14 protein-coding genes are annotated in these 18,876 nt (G+C 63.2%); all 14 read right to left on the bottom strand.

What is annotated here, in order from left to right:
- Positions 1-28: 28 nt before the first annotated feature.
- The 14 genes from BCM02_RS30165 to BCM02_RS30100 all read right to left on the bottom strand — a co-directional run bounded on the left by BCM02_RS30165 (position 29) and on the right by BCM02_RS30100 (position 18,804).
- Positions 29-1,582 (bottom strand): glycosyltransferase, encoded by a 1,554-nt coding sequence (locus BCM02_RS30165; RefSeq protein WP_148932840.1) that lies wholly within the window; start codon positions 1,580-1,582, stop codon positions 29-31.
- Between the two features lie 315 nt (positions 1,583-1,897).
- Positions 1,898-3,043 carry a CgeB family protein gene (locus BCM02_RS30160; protein WP_246183615.1) on the bottom strand — a complete coding sequence of 382 codons (1,146 nt, stop codon included), beginning with the start codon at positions 3,041-3,043 and terminating at the stop codon, positions 1,898-1,900.
- Positions 3,044-3,075: 32 nt separating this feature from the next.
- On the bottom strand, positions 3,076-4,170 hold the full coding sequence (locus BCM02_RS30155) for a CgeB family protein (RefSeq protein WP_148932838.1): 1,095 nt from the start codon (positions 4,168-4,170) through the stop codon (positions 3,076-3,078).
- A gap of 759 nt (positions 4,171-4,929) precedes the next feature.
- Positions 4,930-5,217, bottom strand: coding sequence for a hypothetical protein (locus tag BCM02_RS30150; RefSeq protein WP_148932837.1), 288 nt, complete (start codon positions 5,215-5,217; stop codon positions 4,930-4,932).
- Positions 5,214-5,558: a hypothetical protein gene (locus BCM02_RS30145; protein ID WP_148932836.1), complete on the bottom strand. Its 345-nt coding sequence runs from the start codon at positions 5,556-5,558 to the stop codon at positions 5,214-5,216. Before BCM02_RS30145 ends, BCM02_RS30150 begins: the two co-directional genes overlap by 4 nt.
- Positions 5,555-5,878: an alpha-helical endospore appendage domain-containing protein gene (locus BCM02_RS30140; RefSeq protein ID WP_148932835.1), complete on the bottom strand. Its 324-nt coding sequence runs from the start codon at positions 5,876-5,878 to the stop codon at positions 5,555-5,557. Before BCM02_RS30140 ends, BCM02_RS30145 begins: the two co-directional genes overlap by 4 nt.
- Positions 5,879-5,905: 27 nt before the next feature.
- Entirely contained in the window at positions 5,906-6,199 is a 294-nt protein-coding gene (locus tag BCM02_RS30135; protein ID WP_148932834.1) for a nucleoside-diphosphate sugar epimerase, read from the bottom strand.
- A 145-nt stretch (positions 6,200-6,344) separates the two neighbouring features.
- Positions 6,345-7,757 carry a glycosyltransferase family 2 protein gene (locus tag BCM02_RS30130; protein WP_148932833.1) on the bottom strand — a complete coding sequence of 471 codons (1,413 nt, stop codon included), beginning with the start codon at positions 7,755-7,757 and terminating at the stop codon, positions 6,345-6,347.
- Between the two features lie 511 nt (positions 7,758-8,268).
- Complete coding sequence (locus BCM02_RS30125; protein ID WP_246183614.1) at positions 8,269-9,390, bottom strand: GT-D fold domain-containing protein; 1,122 nt, start codon at positions 9,388-9,390, stop codon at positions 8,269-8,271.
- Positions 9,387-10,109, bottom strand: a complete 723-nt coding sequence (locus BCM02_RS30120; RefSeq protein ID WP_148932832.1) for a sugar phosphate nucleotidyltransferase — start codon at positions 10,107-10,109, stop codon at positions 9,387-9,389. The genes BCM02_RS30125 and BCM02_RS30120 overlap by 4 nt, the downstream gene beginning before the upstream one ends.
- A gap of 38 nt (positions 10,110-10,147) precedes the next feature.
- Complete coding sequence (locus BCM02_RS30115) at positions 10,148-10,885, bottom strand: glycosyltransferase family 2 protein (protein ID WP_425466214.1); 738 nt, start codon at positions 10,883-10,885, stop codon at positions 10,148-10,150.
- A gap of 2 nt (positions 10,886-10,887) precedes the next feature.
- On the bottom strand, positions 10,888-11,808 hold the full coding sequence (locus BCM02_RS30110; protein ID WP_148932830.1) for a glycosyltransferase family A protein: 921 nt from the start codon (positions 11,806-11,808) through the stop codon (positions 10,888-10,890).
- Positions 11,805-12,743, bottom strand: a complete 939-nt coding sequence (locus BCM02_RS30105) for a glycosyltransferase family 2 protein (protein WP_425466213.1) — start codon at positions 12,741-12,743, stop codon at positions 11,805-11,807. The genes BCM02_RS30110 and BCM02_RS30105 overlap by 4 nt, the downstream gene beginning before the upstream one ends.
- Positions 12,744-12,942: 199 nt before the next feature.
- On the bottom strand, positions 12,943-18,804 hold the full coding sequence (locus BCM02_RS30100; protein WP_148932829.1) for a WIAG-tail domain: 5,862 nt from the start codon (positions 18,802-18,804) through the stop codon (positions 12,943-12,945).
- Positions 18,805-18,876 lie beyond the last annotated feature (72 nt).

Raw genomic sequence — 18,876 nt, 5'->3', positions numbered from 1 at the left:
TTCCCTCCTTCAAAACGTAGGCGCGGTATCAACGCCTCGGCTTGCGGGCGCGCCTTCCGCGACGCTGCCGAACGCGAACCGCGCCGATCCTTCTGGCGCGTCTGCGCAAAACCCGGCTTCTTCGTGCCGGCCTTCTACGGCCGCGCCTTCTCCGGGCACGCAACGCCGCGCGCCGCCTTCCAAGCGCACGCGAGAGCTTCCGCCGCTTCCGGGCAGGCGGCGCGCCGATCGGCGCGCCTTTGGGCAGCAAATCGATCAGCAGATCGGATACCTCGCGAACTTGTTCGAACGCGAAACCGTCCGCCCTCAACGCTTCCACCGTCCTGTACGGCCGCAGCACGCCGTTCTCGAACCGGTAGACGACGTCGCGGCTGCCCTTCACCGGCGCCGGGGGCAGCACGCCCCTGCCGGCAAGCAAGCCCACGAGCTGCACGATTCGCCTGCGGTAGACCTCGATGCCGAACGCGATTCGGGACGCGGACGCATTATGCGCGCCGGCTGCCGCCAGTCGGGCCGGATCGCCCAGCAGACCGCATACGCGGGTGAACAATCCGCCCGTGTCGCCGGTATTCGCCATGTAGACGCCATTGCCGGTCGCTCCCGCGATCTCCGCCAGTCCGCCGGATCCGTAGAGCACGACCGGCCGGCCGAACACCATCGCCTCGAGGGCCGTCATGCCGAAGCCTTCGGCCGTCGTGCTCGGAATGACCGTCACATCCATCGCCGGATAGATCGTCTCCACGTTCTCCTCGAACCGGATCCACCGGAACCGGCTCATCAGGTCCTTCGCTCTGGCTACATCTAGGCATTGCTCGAAGTAGGCCGGATCGGTTGGATTGCCCACGATCAGGAAGATCGCGTCCGGGAACCGCTCCGCCACCTCGACCGCCATGTGCATGAAGTGGTCCAGACCTTTCGCCTCGAAGATCGAGGAGGAGATATAGCCGACCAGCTTCTGATGATCGGCCACTCCCAGAGCCGCGCGGCGCTGAGCCCGGAACTCGGGCCAGCTCTCCGGATGAAGAACCTCCGGCTCCCAGGAAGGCGGGATGATGATCGACTTCGGCAGCAAGCCCGGCGTGCGCAGCGGCGCCAAGGTCGCATCGGATATCCCTACCACCAGATCGGCGCAATGCTCGATCAAGGCCGCGGAATTCGGCGTGTGCGGCGTGAATCGGATCGCCTCCATGACCGACCAGATAACCGGGATGCCGAGCATTTTGGCCGCGATCGCCGGTAGTGGGTGCACCGTCGTGTTCACGAGCGCCACGTCGGGCTGCTCGCGCCGGATGAGCTCGATCAGCGCCGGCCAAGCTTCGCTCCGCTGGTAAGTCTCGATCTCTCCCATTAAGTGGGGGAGCGCCAGATAGAGCGGTACGACGATCGGCACGTCATGGTGGATGACCGTGATGCCGAGCTCCCTGGCCTGCTGCGCGATGACGCCTTCCGCGGGCACGACGAGAGTGCAGGAGAAATACGGCTTCAGCTCGCGCAGCATGAACACGAGCAGCTTCTCGGCCCCCGTCACGTACTGGGGACTGCAGATGTGAGAGAACACTAGCATTTTCGGTTTCATTGGCATGAATGGGCCTGCGATACCCGTGCATCGCACAGGTATGCATACACCTCCTTCGCGTCAGCTGCCATGCTGCGGCATGAATACGGACAAACCCGGTTTGGAAGGAGCTGTCCCGCGGCATACGGTACTACAATATATGGGGGAGATATTTCTATCGGCACGACATTTCACCCCTTCCCATTCGCACAAATCGATCCGCGCCCGCCTTGGACGTTTGTGCTTGCCGGATACGCGCGCCGGCATTCGCGGGCGGCCGCACAGGCGCGCGGGCTTCTCGCTGTAACGGCAGCCGACCCGTTAGCCGCCGCGACGCTGCCATTAAGGCTGGACGACCGGCGCGAACAGCATCTGGAACATCAAATCGAGCCGGCGGGCGTACGTATGATCGCTCATCGCCCTTCGCATGCCCCGGATCGCGATTTCGCGGCGCTCGTGTTCATGGGCGAGGTAGTAGTCGATTTTCTCGATCATCTCCTGGGGCGAGGCGTACGTGACGATCTCCAAACCCGGGGTGAAGAAGCTCACCAGGTCGGATCTCTCGTCCGTCAGCTGCAGCGTGGCGCATGCGGCAATCTCGAAGGTACGCGGATTCGGCGAGACCGCCGGAATGCCCGCGCTGTTGTTGTTGAACGTCTGATCGTCGTGCGCGCGGTGCATGTTGATGGCGATTTTGGCGCCGTTGTACACCGCCGACGTCTCGAGGGGCCCCATCCAGGCGCCGAGCGCGATTTTGTCCTTCAGCTTGTTGTAATTCGTCAGCCTCTCCCACCAGATACCGGAAATGAACGAATCTTTGGACGCCAGGTAATCCGCGATTTGATCGAAGAACTCCGCCCGCTTCCAGTAAGCCGAGCCGACGAAACTGACCTCATGACGTTTCTCGGCCGGCGGATTGCGGGGCCTGAATTCCGCCGGATGGAAGCCAAGCGGCAAATAATGGACGTTCGGGCAGCCAAGATTCCGGTAGAACTCGACGCAGCTCAGCTCCAGCGTGAAGACGTCGTCGAAATGCAGCGCGATGCGGGACGTCATGTCCGTGTAGTAAGGATCGTCGGTGAACCAGATCGCCGTACGGATGCCAAGCGCGCGGATCGCGTCGATTTGATCCAGCGGCATATTAAGTCCGTCGAGCACGATAACAATATCGGGCCGCGCTTGCGCGGCGATCGCGGCCACGGGCTGGGAGTCGTTCGTAACCGTCAGCTGGCGGGTCATCCCGGCGAGCGTCTCCGCCAAAGCGGCGTCGATCGGGGAATACGGAAATCCTTTGCTGGTGGCGACGAACATCGCGTGAATCGGCCATACGGCGGTTTGCTGCGGGATGCGCTGGAGCACGGACTCGCACTGTCCATACCAAAATCCGTGCTGGAATCCGTTGTTCAAGCCGTCCCGCCGGCCGATAGCCGCCTGCTTGCGGAACGATGGCTTGCGGTGCTTGCTTTGCGCGCGCGGCGAAGCTGCCACGGCTTTCAACTCCTTTCGTAATCGGGGGTTGTTCATTCCCAACCCAGCGTCATCGCGACTTGCTCGAGCCTCGTCTCGAAGCTGTGCTGCTGCAGCGTGCGCCGGAGACCGCGAAGCGCGATCGTCCGCCGCTCTTCTTCGTGGATCAGATAGTGGTTGAGCTTGGCGGCGAGCTCCTGCACGTTCGCGTACGTCTCCACTTCCCAGCCCGGCCGATAGTGGTCGCTTAAGTCCTGCCGGACATCCGTCAGCTGCAGCGTGCCGCAGGCGGCGATCTCGTAGGTTCTCGGGTTGATCGACAGTCCGGGGAGATTCAGCGAATTGCGATTGTCGACGCCCGACGCCGTGGCGCGATGCATGTTGATGACGATTTTGGCGCCGTTGTAATATTTGACCGACTCTTCGACGGGCAGCCAGCCGTGACGGATCATCGGCTGCAGCAGCTTGTAGTTCGGCAGGCGTTCCCACATGCCCCCGGCAATGAATACGCGTTTGCTCGCCAGCTCCCGCGCGATCGCGTCGAACATCTCTACCCTGTTCCAGAACGCCTGCCCGATGAAGCATACGTCGCTGCGATATTGGGCTTCGACCGGCTGCGGCTTGAAGCGTCCGATATTCACGGCCAGCGGCATGTAGTGCACGTTCGCGCATCCATAGGACCGGTAGACGGGAATGGTGCTCAATTCATGGGTTAAGACGGCGTCGTACCGCGGCGCGATCCGTATCGTGTCTTCGGTGACATAAGGATCGTCCGCGAACCAGATCGCCGTCTTGATGCCGAGCGCGCGTACCGCGTCGATCTGCTCCAGGTGATCGTCCGGGAACACGTGGAGCCCGTTTAGCACGAACACCCAGTCCGGACGGATGAGCGCGGCCTGCTCGGCGATCCGGCTGGCGTGCGCGATGAACAGTTCGCCCACGAGCGGGCGAAGCGCCGTAGTAATGCCTTCGTCCAGCGCCTCGAAGCCTTGCGGGATATAGAGCACCCGGACGCCCCGTCTTGCCGGCGGCGGCTGCGCGACGCTTCGCGCGATCGCCTCGCACGCCCCGTCCCGCATCCCGTGCGCGAGTCCGTCGTCGTAGCCTTGTTTCGCCGCGTTCGCGTTCTGCTTCCGTAACGATTCCATGGGCGCACACCTCAACGTTGGTAGTCTTTCTGTCTACAATATATGCGGATGGTAGGGAAGGCTCATGGTCACTTGTCCGGCGAGGCGGCAAAATTGGCGGATAACCAGCTGCGGCGCATATTCGGCGCGGGAATGGCGGTCAATTCGGAGGGCGTAAGGTTGCTAGAGGGGGGGGGTTGATATAATCGAGCAAGCGGTTACAGGGGGCGCGAGGGTAATGCTGTCAGGTTAAGGGAAAACGTCCGATGAAGCCAACTAGGCCTATAGTTGACAGGCGTAAGAGACGGACTTCAAAACCTACTGAAGCTTTGTCCGTCAGGACAAAAGCGTGCCCCGCTCAAGCCCAATCGCGGACCGCGAACAAACATGTCAGCACGAAATAGGGAGTCCAGAGGGCAAAGCCCTTTGGAGCCTCCTCGGCGGAGGAGGTGGGAGGAGGGAGCAACAAAAGCGGGGTCAACGGGGCGCAGCCCTTCTTAACCTGACAGCATTGGAGGAGAGGGAAGGGGGAGGAAGCAATAAAAGTCGGGTCAAAAGGGCGGAGTTCTCTTAACCTGACAGCATTCGGCGCGAGGGAGTAAGAGAAAGCGGGCGAAGGGAGGCGGGCATTACGTTAGCGGGCGTATGGCGCGAGGCATGGCGCTGCGGTGTTCGTTTGCGACGCTGGTGTCGCTATCGCGTGTACATGGCGCGCTGCGGCGCTCGATTGCGATACGACCCGCCAAAAAAAACAGCGGCCCTCTTCCGGCCGCCGTTCCCTTATGGCTGCTGCTCATACGCGATCTGATGTCCATGCTCGAAGCCTTGGGCAAATCCGACGTTGTAGCCTTCGTTATACGAATGGTTGTAACTCTCGTTGTACACCGAAGCGGCGGTTTTCCGCGCGCGCGGCACGCGCCGCCGGAGCGCGGACGTTTTCTTCCCGCGCAAGGCGGTCGAACGTCTCCGTCTACCCCCTTTTGCCGCGGCGGCCGTTCTTCTCCGTTTCGTTCGGCCGGACGCCGCGCCGCGCACCCGGGATTTTTTCTTCCGTAAAGGCGTGCTCATCCGCATTCCCCTCCCCTCTGAGACGAACCGCGGCGGCCGGCGCTATCGCCGCCCGGCCGCGGTTCTCCTTGGTGCCATCCGACCGTTCCATGAAGCAGCAGCGGCTTGCCCGGCCGGCCTTCCCGCGGCTTGCCGACGCGCATCCCCGCCACCTTCTCCGCCAACGTTTGCTGAAAGGCGGTCATCGATTCGACGTTGTCGTAGACTTTCCGCGCCATTTCCGGCGAGTGTCCGGCAACGTCCGCCACGCTATCCAAGATACGGGCGATCGCCCGCTGGCTCTGGGCAATCGAGCGGATCAGCTCGATCTTGGCTTCCCATTCCCGCGTGAGGAGACTCATTCGTCGCGATCTCCGAATCCGCCGAAATAACCGCCTCCGCCGCCTCGTTCATCCTGCCGAAGGGCCGCCTTCAACACATTCGACATTCCCTGGTTCAGCTTCGTCAAGCCGTCGATGACTTCGATCAACTGCTCGTGAACGCCAAGCGTATCCTTCAAATGCTCCTGCTGCTCGCCGTACGCGTCCGGAGAGACGTGGTTGCAGAGCCAAGCGCGCACCTTCTCGGCTTCCACGGCTTTGGCCTCCAAAATTAACGCGACGTTCGACTGCAGTTTGGCGGATGCATCCAGCATTCTCGCATAGGCGCCTTCTCTGCTCATGAGGTTTCCCTCCCCCTGTCCGTTCCCTTACTCATCATCCCGCTCCGGCTGTTCGATTTCCTTCATAATCGAACCGACCGTCGTCGCGATCGTCTCCTGCAATTCGGCGATGCTATTCAAATAAGAGACGACGCTCTGCGTCACCGCCTGCGAACTCTCCATCAAGCCTTCCATGCCGCCGAAATCCGGATGCGAATCCGGCAGCGCATGCACCATTTGCGCCATCCGAACCGCGACGTGGCGTTTGGCCTCGAGAACGCGCGCCATATGCTCGTGCGAGCGCGAAATATGCTCGATCATTTCCGTTACGATGTGATCCATGCCGCCGCCCTCCCTCTTTATTACTCAGCATATGCGCCTTCTTGGCCAGTGATACTGGGGTCGGCCACCGCGAACGGTACACGGAAGCGAGTTCCGCGGCCGCGCACGGGCAAAAGCGAGGCCGGCGCAAACAGCGGCACCTCGCTCACAGATTCGCCGAGACCCGCGCCGGCGCGATAATCGGCAATCCTTCCGGCAGCGCTCCCCATTCCTCCGCGGTGGGCGTTAGATGAACGCGATACTGCAGCCCCCAAAACTCCGCCGCCGCTCGGGTCGCCAGCCTTCGTTTGACGCCTTGCTCGACCATGTATAATTGGCCATCCGGACTAATAGCCGAGCCGTTCATCGGCCCTATACCGTCTCCCGCATGAAGCCCGCGCCAACGGAGCTCCGCCTCTTGGGCGCCGATCGGCTCCCCGATCGGCCAGCGGAGCAGGTCGACCTGCGAGAGGCGCGCGCACGGAAAAGACAGCGCTCCGACGACCGGACGTCTCTGCCCGCTCTCCACCCAGTAGATCTGCTCGCGCACGCCGCGAACGGCCACCCCTTGCGGGAAAAACGCGGACTCGCTCGGCAGCGGCGGGGACGACGGGTCCGGCGAATCCGGTTCGCCCGGAGGCGCGGCCGCCGCTCTCGCCTGCGCGTCGCGGCGCAGCAGCGCGTTCGCTTGTTCGATCAGCTCGTGCGGATTGCCCCACTTCTCCGAGAAGAAGCTGGAATTGTTCCGGTTGACGGCCTCCAGCTCGCTGCCGAGCGCCTTGATGCTGACGCTGCCGAAATGATGGATGAACGTATCCCGCGCGATGACGAGCATGCGCCCTTGCAGACGGACGCGCACGTTGTAGTCGTCGTCCTCGAAGTTGCCGATCGCGTACCCTTCGTCCAAATAACCGGTCCGCTCGAGCAGCTCGCGGCGGAACAGCAGGCAGAAGCCGGTTAGCCGGTCGGTCAGATGCCATTTGGCGCTGTCGACGCGGTTAAATTCCCTGGCGAACTCGGGCATTTCCTCCACGTTCGCGTACGGCACCTCGATCTGCTGGCTGCCGCTAATATAATTGGTCACCGGTCCGACCATGCCGATGCGCGGGTCGCTGTTCAGGCACGTCAGCAAATTGTCCAGCCAATGGTCCGTCACGATCGTATCGTTGTTGAGCAGCAGCAGCGTCTGTCCTTTGGCCATCATCAGCCCCGTATTCGTGGCGCCAGCGAAGCCGCGGTTCGAATCGAGAATGCGATAGCGGATTTGCCCGCTCAACGATTGGAGAAACGCGGCCGTGCCGTCGGTGGAACCGTTGTCGACGACAATAATTTCGTAGGGCAAATCGGTACGGTCGACGATGCTTTCGATGCAAGACTTTAAGTATGCGAGCTGATTGTACGTCGGGATAATAATGCTCGTGCCTTCGAATAACGAGCCGAAACTTTCGCACCCGAGCCGGGTTCCCGTCTCGAATCCGCTATCGTAGCCCGAGCGATACCAATCCCGTTTTCTCCGGGCAACCGGCCTCGCCTTGGGGCGGCGGATCGCGGCGCGAGCCCGCCTTTTTTTGGGAGGCATAACGTCAGCTCCTTAAAGTTTTCTTGTTACTACTTTGAGATGCTTCTCCGCGACAAGAAAACTCGCTTCGGAAGCATAAACTTCGTTTTCTTGTTACTACTCTGAGATGCTCCTCCGCGACAAGAAAACTCGCTTCGGAAGCATAAACTTCGTTTTCTTGTTACTACTCTGAGATGCTCCTCCGCGACAAGAAAACTCGCTTCGGAAGCATAAACTTCGTTTTCTTGTTACTACTCTGAGATGCTCCTCCGCGACAAGAAAACTCGCTTCGGAAGCATAAACTTCGTTTTCTTGTTACTACTCTGAGATGCTCCTCCGCGACAAGAAAACTCGCTTCGGAAGCATAGACTTCGTTTTCTTTGTAACTTCTTCGAGCCCTAGGTAACTTAAACTCGCAAACTCCTTGCCTCCGCACGCAATAACGACCTGGAGGTCGCTATCGCGCGCAAAATCCCCGCCTTCACGCGTTCGTTCTTCCCCGCGACACTTTCGGGCCGCTATCGGATACCGGCTAGACCGAGAGCTGCCCCTTCCCGAGCGCGTCGGCCAAGTGACCGAAGTCCATCGCCACCCGCCCGAATTCCATCGCCAGCCGCCAGCAAATGACGACGGCGGGGACGCCGGCCGAGACAAGCGCCAAGTCGTAATCGATCAAGCTTGCTTCGTGAATCACGCGGTCGATAGCCGTGAAGCCGTTGACGGGGCTGATAATTCCAACCACCGCGAAACCGCGCGCGACGAGCGCCTCCGCCAGCGCCGGCGCTTTATCCCCAATCAGCAGCAGTCGTCGACCGGTAAGCAAATGAGGCAGCAGCCCGCTTTGCTGAAGCGCGTAATTGATCGTCGACGAGGTGAGGCGCAGACCCGCCGGATCGATGCCATGGTGACGGAGCACCGGATGCAGCAGCAGCTGAAAATGTTTCCGCCTCGACACCGGGACGCCGACCCGGTTCGCCTGCCGGACGGCCATCGCGACGAGATCGCGCGCCGCCAGATCGGGCGGCGTCACCCCGGCATAGGGGAGGAAGCGGCCTTCCCTCCGTATCGCTTCCGCGTCGTACACGGTATCCTGCGCCAACGTCAGCAGCTCGCCGTCGCCAAGCCGAACAAGGGCGTACGGCTGCTTCGACTCGATCGCGTGCGTCAGTTCCTCGTACACGAGTCCCGGCTCTGCCAACGGATATACCTGCGGCGCCTTGGCGGCAAGTCCGGCCGCGAGCACCTCGCGCAAGCTAACCTCCGCCAGCAGCGCGCCGGGCGGGATCATCTGTTCGAGCAGCAGCTCGCCGCCTTCATACAAGCCGCGTTCGTAGCCCGCCTCATAGGCATCCCGTCCCTCGCCTGCCCCGGCAGCAGGATGAGCGGCGGTATCTTCGAGCGGCGCATGCGTCTCGTGTTCCGCGGGAAGCCTCCGCCGGCGACCGCGCGCGGGCTTCGCCGCGCCTCGTCTGGCCGGGCGGCGGCGCGCGGCCCCTCTGCGCGTCTTTCTATCCTTGGCCGCGGGGACGGCGCCGCTTTTCTTTTTTCGGCGACCGGCAGGCGGGCCAGGCGCTGCCCGACGCTTCGCCGGCTCCGGGGCGGCCGGGGGAACGTTTGCTTGGACGGCCATCGCGATCGGCGCCGGGCGGATCATGGCGCGTCCCCCGACAACCGCATCGACGCCTCCCGCAGCGATTCGAATGTGCCCGCGTCCGTCCACCAGCCCTGCAGTTTGCCGTGGCGAAGCAGGCCGCGCGCGGCGTACGCGTTATTCACGTCCGTGATTTCCAGCTCGCCGCGCTGGGAAGGCTCGATACCGGCGATAAATTCGAACGCATGCCTGTCAAACCCGTAGATGCCCGTGACGCACCAATTGTTGTCCGGCTGCGTCGGCTTCTCCTCGATGCGGACGATCTCGCCGGCTTCATCAAACTTCGGCACGCCGTAACGTTCCGGATCCGGCACTTGCTTGAGCAGCACCATCGCGCCTTCCGGCTGGCGTCGGAACGCATCCACATGAGAGGTAAGCGCCTCTTCGAACAAATTGTCGCCGAGCAGCACGATGAATTTCTCGTCGTCGCCCACGTAAGGACGCGCCAATTCCAACGCCTGCGCGATGCCACCGGCCTCCTCCTGAATGCGATAGGTCAGCGAAACGCCGCTTTCCGCACCGCTTCCCAAATAATGGATGAATGCCCCGGCGGCCTGTCTGCTCGTGACGATTAGAATATCGGTGACGCCGGCTTCCTTCATTTTGTCGATGCCGTAACTGATCATGGGAAGTCTGCCCACCGGCAGCAAATGCTTGTTCAGCAGCTTGGTGAGCGGCATCAAACGGCTGCCCGTGCCGCCGGCCAAGATAACAGCTTTCAAGCGATCCCCTCCTTATCGTACGAGTACGAAACTGGGCCTTACATGAATTGCGCCGGATCGACCTGCCATTTCTCGATGAACAGCCGCCGGTTCCGTTCGATCAGCTGCGCCAGCGCCGCCGCTTCGCCGCGCTTGAAGCTGGCGCTTCCTTGGTGATGCACGAACACGCTCCGGCACATATACAAGCCAAAACCGAGCATCCGGGCACGAAGGCAATAGTCGTCATCCTCGTAATGCCCGGGGGAGAACCGTTCGTCCAAGCCGCCGAGCGCCTCGTACAGCTCGCGCGTGAACAACAGGCAGAAGCCGACCAGACGGGCGATCGGCTCCGCCTCGAGCTGAAGCGCGCGGACGTAGGACGCCGTCTGATGGAATTCGTCCATGGTCGAGAACGGATACGCAGCCAGCTGCCGGCCGCTGACGTAATTGCTGACCGGCCCGACCATCCCGGCCCCTTCCATGCCGTCCAGAACGTCGAGCAACCCGCTCAGCCAGCCTTCGGAAACCGTCACGTCGTTGTTGAGCAGCAGCAAATAGTCGCCTTTGGCCAGTCTCAACCCCCGATTGCAGGCTGCGGGGAAGCCCTCGTTGGAAGGCAGCGCAATAAGCTTCACGCCCTCGCGCGCGCACCAGTCCGGCGTTCCGTCCGTGGAACCGTTGTCGACGACGATGATTTCATAAGGGGTATCGTGCGGATTCGTATACGTTCGAATCGCGCCGATCGCCTGCTGCAGCATCGCGAGACCATTGCTCGTCGGAATGATAATGCTCGTCATCTTCACTGTCGATCGCCTCCGGTCTCGCTGCGCCTTCTCGCCTGATCCGGCCATTGAAGACGGCTGCCCTGCCGCTGAATGACGCTCACGAGCGCTTCCGCATGGTCGCCAAGCCGCAGCGCGCCTTCCTGATGGGGATCGTGCCATTCCTTGCCGCGCCGGATGGCGGCCGCATGGATCGGGACGGCCTTCACGCGAAGACCCTCCGTGATCGCCGCAGCTTGCGCGAGCGCCGGAACGGCCAGCCGGTCGGCCCCGACGCGTTCCATCCCGACGCGCGACCAAGCGTGCGGCAGTTGATCCAGCGTGTTCGGGCCAAGCCAGGCGCAGCCTAGCGCGCTGTTCATAAAGGCCCGCACGCGATCGGCCTCTCCCCATTGTCGAAACGTGCCCAGGCTAGCGCTTCGATCCGTCAACGCGAGATCGGCCCCCTGCCCAACTGCCGCAATAAGCCGTCCGGCCACCGCAAGGTCAACGGAGTCATGGCCTGAGACAAACAAGAGAATGTCCCCTCGCGCTTGCAATGCGCCCAAGCTCCTGTCTTCGTCAGGGCCGAGCGTCTCGGGGAGGAAGACCACGATCGCGTCCGTCTGCGCGCGGATCATCGCGGCGAGCGAAGGATCCTTGCCATCTAGCACGACGATCGTCTCCAGCACGGTCAGGCGAGACAACTGACGAATGCGCGCGACCGATACGGGCGATCGGCTGCCTACCACGATGGCGGACACGCGATGGCCGCGCGCGGCCTGCTTGACCTGCGGACGGGATGTTCCGGGTCTGGCGATGGCGCTGCGCCGGCCTCCCCGTTGCCGACCGCGCGGTCGCCGCTTGCCGGAGAGCCGCTTGGCAGACCGCGGTTTGCCGCGGGACGCGACAGGCCGCCGGATGGCACGCCTTGATCGGGCTTGTTGAGTTCGCCTCATACGTCACCTCCTCGGTCGCTTCTGGCCGAACGGCTGTCTGCAAAACCCGCTCTAGCGCCGCTATGCGAGGCCAGCCATTCGAGCGCCTCCAGATGATCGCCCATAATCAGCCGCTCCAGCGGCGCGACCCGCTCGCGTTCTCGTCTTGGGAGGTTCATCTTCCCGACGTTCACGCGGTGAACCGGGACGACCCTCATTCCGAGGCGGACGGCTTTCGCATGCGCGAGCGGCGGCACGGACAGCGCCTGCGTCCCGATCGTCTCCAGCGCCTTTCGGCTGAGCGCGTGGGGGATAGCCGTGAGCGAGGTACCCGCCAAATCGGGCCGGTTCAACATCGTGTTGAGCGCGTGTTTGGCCAGCACGACGCTGTGTACCTGCATTTTGTCCGTCGGTCCGGAGTAGTCGTTGAGCGCCACGTCGACGCCGCCCTGCAGGACAGCCTGCACGAACGGCTTGAGCTGCGCCGAAGGGATGATCATATCGCCATCCAGGAAGAGGCAGGCTTCGCCCCGGGCAAGCTCGGCGCCGATGGCGCGCCCGACGTCGTGGCCAAGCGGCTGCGGATAGTTCAATACTTTGGCCCCCATCCGCCGCGCGATCTCCGCGGAGCCGTCCGTCGAGCCGTTCGCGACGACGATGACTTCCGTGTCCGGGTGCACGCGGAACGCTTCGCGAATCACCCCAGCGATATGACGGCGCTCATTCATGACCGGGATGACGACGGAGACGGCAGGCGGGGAATCGGATACGCGATGGATCGGCTCCGCCATCCCCGCCGGTTGAACGGCATCCGGAACTTCCGCTCCGCGCGGCGGGCGCGCAGGCCGTTTGCGATTTCGGGCAAGAGGCTTCCGATGCGTTCGCGGACGCGGCTGCTTGCGGACCGAACGTCTCGTCCGCCTAGCGCGGGATGCGTCCGCCGTCTTTTTTCTCATGACGATCACCTCACCTTGCCTAAATAGATGTCTGCCTGGCTCCTATGCAGACAGACTATTCACAAGTTATTGTATGTACGAATATCGCCGCCGCAACGGCAGGTGTACGTCAAGGCGTTCACCCGTTCATGCCGCGAACGCCGAAGAACCCCCGTTTCTTACGCATATCGCGAAAGAAACGGGGGTTCCAAATAGGCTATTAGCCGATGACGATCCAGTTAACCTGGCCTTTCGGCTCAGGGCTGATCCGCGTCCGAATGATCGACAGCACCGCGCGGTCCGCATGCTTTTCCTTGATGACCACGTAGCAGGAAGGATGATCCGAAGTCGCGACGAGCACATAACCGTTATGCGCATACGGTTCGTCGAACACGATCGTCGCTTCGACATGCTCGCCTTGGCCGGCGAAATCGTAGCCCGCGAACCCGAACTGCTGATTCGCGGAAATCCGCGCGTTCGTCGTACGCACCGGCGCGAATTTCAATTTCTCCGTCCCGACGGTGCCATCCCCTAGCTGCGGGTTCCGAATCGCCAGCTGAAGCTCGGAGGCGAGATGCTCGGCGTGAACGGCGCCAGGCGCCACTTTCGACGCGACAATCGCCCGGTCGGCAATCGCCTGATCGCCGATAATGCCCGGCGCCAGCTTATCGGCGGTGATGCCGCCCGCCGCAATGGCGTTCGGTCCGACCGAGCCCGGTGCCAATTTATCCGCCGTGACGCTACCCCCCGCGATCGAATCCGTCGTGACCGCGCCGGAAGCCAGCTTATCGTTCGTCACGCTTCCTTTCGCGATGGCGGCTGCTCCAACCGAGCCCGGCGCTAGATGAACCGAAGCCACGCTGCCTGGGGCGAGCTCGTGATTCAGCACGCCAGGCGCCAGTCGATCGGCCGTAATGCTGCCCGCCAGGATGGCGTCCGCGTCAATAGCGCCCGGCGCCAGTTTATCGGCCGTGATGCTGCCTGAAGCAATCGTGTCCGTGTCTACCGAGCCTACGGCCAGATGAACCCCGGTTACGCTTCTTGCCGCAATCTTATCGGACGTAATGCTGTTCGAGGCGATCGCGCCTGAGCCGACGGCGCCGGAAGCCAATTTGTCGGCCGTGATGCTGCCCGAGGCAAGCGCGTCCGTACCTACGGCCCCTTGCGCTAGCTTACTGCCCGTGACGCTGTTTGGCGCGATTGCCGCCGAACCGACGCTTCCCGAAGTAAGCTCGCGATCCAGCACGCCCGGCGCCAGCTTATCGCCCGTGATGCTGCCCGACGCGATGGCATCCGAACCTACTGCTCCGGTCGCCAGCTTATCGCCCGTGATGCTGCCCGAGGCGATGGCTTCGGCACCGACCGCGCCAGAAGCCAGCTTGTCGGCGGTGATGCTGCCCGATGCGATCGCATCCGCGCCTACTGCTCCATTCGCCAGCTTATCGCCCGTGATGCTGCCTCCCGCAATCGCATCCGCCTTTACAGCGCCCTTCGTCAGATGAAGGGAGACAATGCTGCCTGGCACCAACTTATCGGATGTCACGCTGCCTGCCGCGATGGCATGCGAGCCGACCGCGTCTGCTGCCAGCTTATCAGCCGTGATGCTGCCCGCTTGAATCGCGTCGGCGCCCACTGCCCCCGATGCTAGATGAGCCGCGGATACGCTCGATGGCGCGAGTTCCTGATCCAGCACGCCCGGCGCCAGCCTATCGGCGGTAATGCTGCCCGGCGCGATGGCATCCGTGCCGACCGCGCTCTCCGCCAGCTTATCCGCGGTGATGCTGCCTGGCGCGATGGCGTTCGTTCTGATCGCGTTCTCGGCCAGCTTATCGGCCGTAATGCTGCCCAGCGCAATGGCTTCCGTGTCTACCGCGCCAGCTGCCAGGTGAATCGAAGCGACGCTCGACGGTTCAAGCTCATTGTCCAATACGCCCGGCGCCAGCTTATCGGCGGTGATGCTGCCTGGCGCGATGGCGTTCGTTCTGACCGCGTTCTCGGACAGTTTATCGGCCGTAATGCTGCCCAGCGCGATAGCTTCCGAGCCGACCGCGCCCGGCGCCAAATGGATCGAAGTCACGCTCGACGGCTCAAGCTCGTGATCCAGTGCGCCCGGGGACAGCTTATCGGCCGTCACGCTGCCCGCCGCGATGGCATGCGCGCCTACCGCGCCTGCTGCCAGCTTATCGGCGGTGATGCTGCCCGGCGCAATGGCGGCCGATCCGACCGAGCTCGGCTTCAAGTGAACCGCGGCGATGCTCGACGGCGCGATTTCGTGATCCAGTACGCCTGCTGCCAGCTTATCGGCGGTGATGCTGCCTGCCGCGATCGCAGCCGAACCAACCGCGCCCGGGGCCAGCTTATCGGCGGCGATGCTGTTCGGCGCGATGGCGGCCGATCCGACCGCGCCCGGCGCCAGCTTGTTGCCCGTGACGCTGCCCGGCGCAATGGCGGCCGATCCGACCGATCCGGGAGCCAAGTGAACCGCGGCCACGCTGCCTGGGTCAAGATCTTTCTTCAGCACGCCCGGCGCTAATTTGTCGGCCGTGATGCTGCCTTGCGCGATCGCGGCCTCGCCGACCGCCCCGGCTGCGAGATGAACCGCTTCTACGCTGCCCGGTTCAAGCTCGAAATCCAGCACGCCGGGCGCCAGTTTATCGGCCGTCACGCTGCCGGCTTCGATTGCTTCCTTGCCCACCGCGCCTGGAGCCAAATGAACCGAATCCACGCTGCTTGGCGCCAGCTTCTCCGACGTCACGCTGCTCGCTGCCAGCGCGTTCGCGCTTACCGCGCCCGATGCCAGCTTGTCGCTTGTGATGCTGCCTGCCGCGAGCGCCTCCGTGCCGACCGCGTCCGCGGCCAGCTTATCGGCCGTAACGGACGCATCCGCGATGGCCTCGCCGCCGACGCTTCCCGCCTGGAGATGCAAGCCGGCAATCGATCCGCTTGCTAACTTGCCCGTCGTGACGGAAGCATTTTGCAGCTGCGCCTCCCCGACAGCGTCAGCCGATAACTTATCGGCCGTGACCGCGCCGTCCGCGATGACCGAGCTCGTCACGGCGCTGGCCGACAGCTTCTCGCCGGTTACCGCGCCGTCTGCCAAGTGCCTCGCTTCCACGGAGCCGGCGTTCAACGCTTCGCCGCGAACCGCCCCTTTGGCCAAATGAACGGATTGAATCGCCCCGTGCCCGATCGCGCTGCCGGTCACCGCGCCGGCCGACAGCTGAGTCTGCCCGACGGATCCCGGTTTAAGCTTGCTGCCGTGAATGCTGCCATCCGGCAGTTTGCCCGGCAAGAACAAGTCGCCGGCCAGATGAGCCTGCGTAATGGAGCCTTTGCGGATATGGTACCCCTGCAGCGTCTCCGCCTTGACGTGTTTGCCGCTAATCGACTCGATCCGGAGGTGGTCGCCGCCGACCGATTGCACCGACAGCTTCTCGCCGGTCACCGCTCCTTCGGTCAAGTGGATCGTGCCGACGGATCCATCCTTCAGCTGCTCCGAGCCGACGCTATCGGCCGTCAGATGCTCCAACCCGATGCTTCCTTTGGCGACATGCTGGGCGCCGACGGATTCCGGCTGCAGATGCGCGGCGCCTACCGCGCCGGCTTGCAGCGCCTCGCTGCCGATCGCCCCTTCCTGCACCTGTTCGGCGCCGACGCTGCCGGACGCCAATTTGGATTCCGTCACCGACCCATCGCCGAGATGGTGCTCCATGACGCTGCCCGAAGCCAGGTGAACGCCCAGTACGGCGCCTTGGGCGAGCTGCCGGCTGCCGACCGATTCGATCCCCAGCTGCTCGGCGCCGACCGTCTCCGAAGCGAGTTTCGCGCCGGTAATCGAACCGTCCGCGATATCGTTCGACCGGATCGCGCCCGATGCGATATGGCCGGCTTGAACCGAGTCGGGAGCCAGATGATGCGCGCCGACCGCGCCGGCTGCCAGATGATGCGCGCCGACCGCGCCGTCCGTCAAGTGGCTGCCTTCAACCGATTGCGGAGCCAGCTTGGCGCCCGAGACGCTGCCGTCGGCCAATTTGCCGCCGGTCACCGCGGCGTCCGTCAGCTTATCGGTCGATACGCTCTCCGGCGACAGCTTGAGCGAGTTCACGGCATGGTCGGCTAGATGGTGACCGTAGACGATGCCTGCCGTAAGATGACGCTCTTGCACCGATTGCGGCGCAAGCTTGGCGGCTTTCACCGCTCCATCCTGCAGCGCGTTCGTCTGGACGGAACCGTCGCTCAGATGTTCGGCTGCAACCAGACCGGGCTGCAGATGCCACGGCGCGACGGACTCGACGGAGATCGCTTCCTCCGTGACCGAGCCGGCGGCCAGATGATACGCTTTGATCGCTTCCGGCGCGATCTTCTCGGATCCGACCGATTCGTTCCCGAGATGCCGGACGGTCACCGCGCCGCCGGCCAACTTATCCCCGGTTACGCTGCCGTTCGCCAGACGACTCTCCGTGACGGCGCCTTCGCCGAGCTGATCGGTCCCGACGGAACCTGGCGCGAGATGCGCTTGGTGAACCGCGCCGGCAGCCAGTTTCTCCGATTTGACCGCTTTGTCGAGCAAATGGCGGGTGCCGACGGAATCCTCGGTCAAGTGAGCGGCATTGACCGACCGCACCGCAAGATGGCGGTCGGTCACCGCGCCGCCGTCGATATGATCGGGGCCCACGCTTCTTTTGCCGAGATGCTTGCTTTGGACCGCGTTATCCGCCAGCTTCGCCGTCGTGATGCTTTGATCCGCGATTTTCGACGCCGTGACGGCATGCTCGCCCAGCTTGATCGTGGAGACGGACAAATCGGCGATTTTGGGCGTCGTGACCGCGCCGTCGTTCAGATGCTCGGCGTTAACGGTCCCGTCTGCCAGCGCCTCCGCGCCGACCGCGCCTTTTTTGAGCTGCGTCTCGCCGATCGCGCCCGGCGCGATCGCGTCCTGCCCGACCGCTCCTCGGCGGAGCTCCCGCGGTCCGACCGCGCCTTCGGCCAGATGCTCCCCTGCGATTTCGCCCGGAGCCAAATGCTTTCCCAGCAGAATGCCGGTGGCCACATGTTCGGCAAGCAGGAGACCTGGCTTCAGGTGCACCGAATCGACGGCTCCCGCGGCCAGCTTCTCGCCGGTAACCGTGGCGTCGCGCAGCTTGGAACGCGTCACGGCGCCGTCCGCCAGCTTCGAGGCATTCACGGCATCCGCCGCGAGATGCTCGGGACGAATGGCCCCGCTCTTGATCTTGCTGCCCGTTACCGCTTGATCTTCAAGCAAATCGCTGGAGACGATGAACGCCTTCAGATGCTTCGTCTCGATCGAGCCTTCGGCGATTTTGTCCGCGCTGATCGTCCGGTCCGCCAGTTTCTCGGACGTGATGCTGCCATCGCGAAGCTTGTCGCCCGCGATCGAGCGTTCCGAGAGAATCGTGCCGTTGACGGAGCCCGGGATCAGATGGTCGCCGGTAATCGAATTCGGCGCCAGCTTCGAAGCCGTCACCGCGCCGTCCGCCAGGTTAATGCTCTCGACGGCGAAGTCCGCCAAGTTGCGGGAGGCTACCGCGCCGCGGCCAAGACGCGACGAATCGATGGCGCCCGGCGCGAGCTTCTCCGACGTGATCGCCTCGTCCGCGATATCGTCGGTATAGACGAAGGCGGCCGGCCGCTCGGGTTCCCGAAGCTCCTCGTAGACCGCCAGCCTTTCCTCGCGGGTCATCTCCGGCTCGACGGCCGCGACCGGTTGCTCCGGCGTTACCTCGGCTTGCGCTTCCAGCGCGTCCGCAGCCTCCGGCTGGGCGGCGATTGTTTCTTCTTCCTGCCAGTCGGCGACCGAATCCTCGTTCAGATCAGCCGAGAGTTCCTGCCAATCGTCGGCCTCGTCTAACGATACGATCGGCTCGGCAGGTGCCGCCGCCGCATTGACTTGCAGTTTCTTCTCGCCTTCGCCTTTGCGCGGTTCGAATGCCCCGCCTCCTGGCGGCGCCGACGATTTTCGCTTCACATCGTCCAGCCATTTCAATTCGGAAGCATTCGGATTATCGACGTAAAATAACGGTTTTTGTCCGTTAGCGCGTTTCCCTTTCCTGCTTTTCGCCATAGCCCTCTCCTTCTCCCACCTCGAATGTCATAGCATCATATGCATTCACCTATAGGCAGGTCACTGGAGTTT

It is taken from the genome of Paenibacillus methanolicus (assembly GCF_008124765.1).
Lineage (GTDB): Bacteria > Bacillota > Bacilli > Paenibacillales > Paenibacillaceae > Paenibacillus_Z > Paenibacillus_Z methanolicus.
The sequence above is the reverse complement of the archived record's forward strand: the minus strand, read 5'-3'. Positions and strand labels throughout refer to the sequence as shown.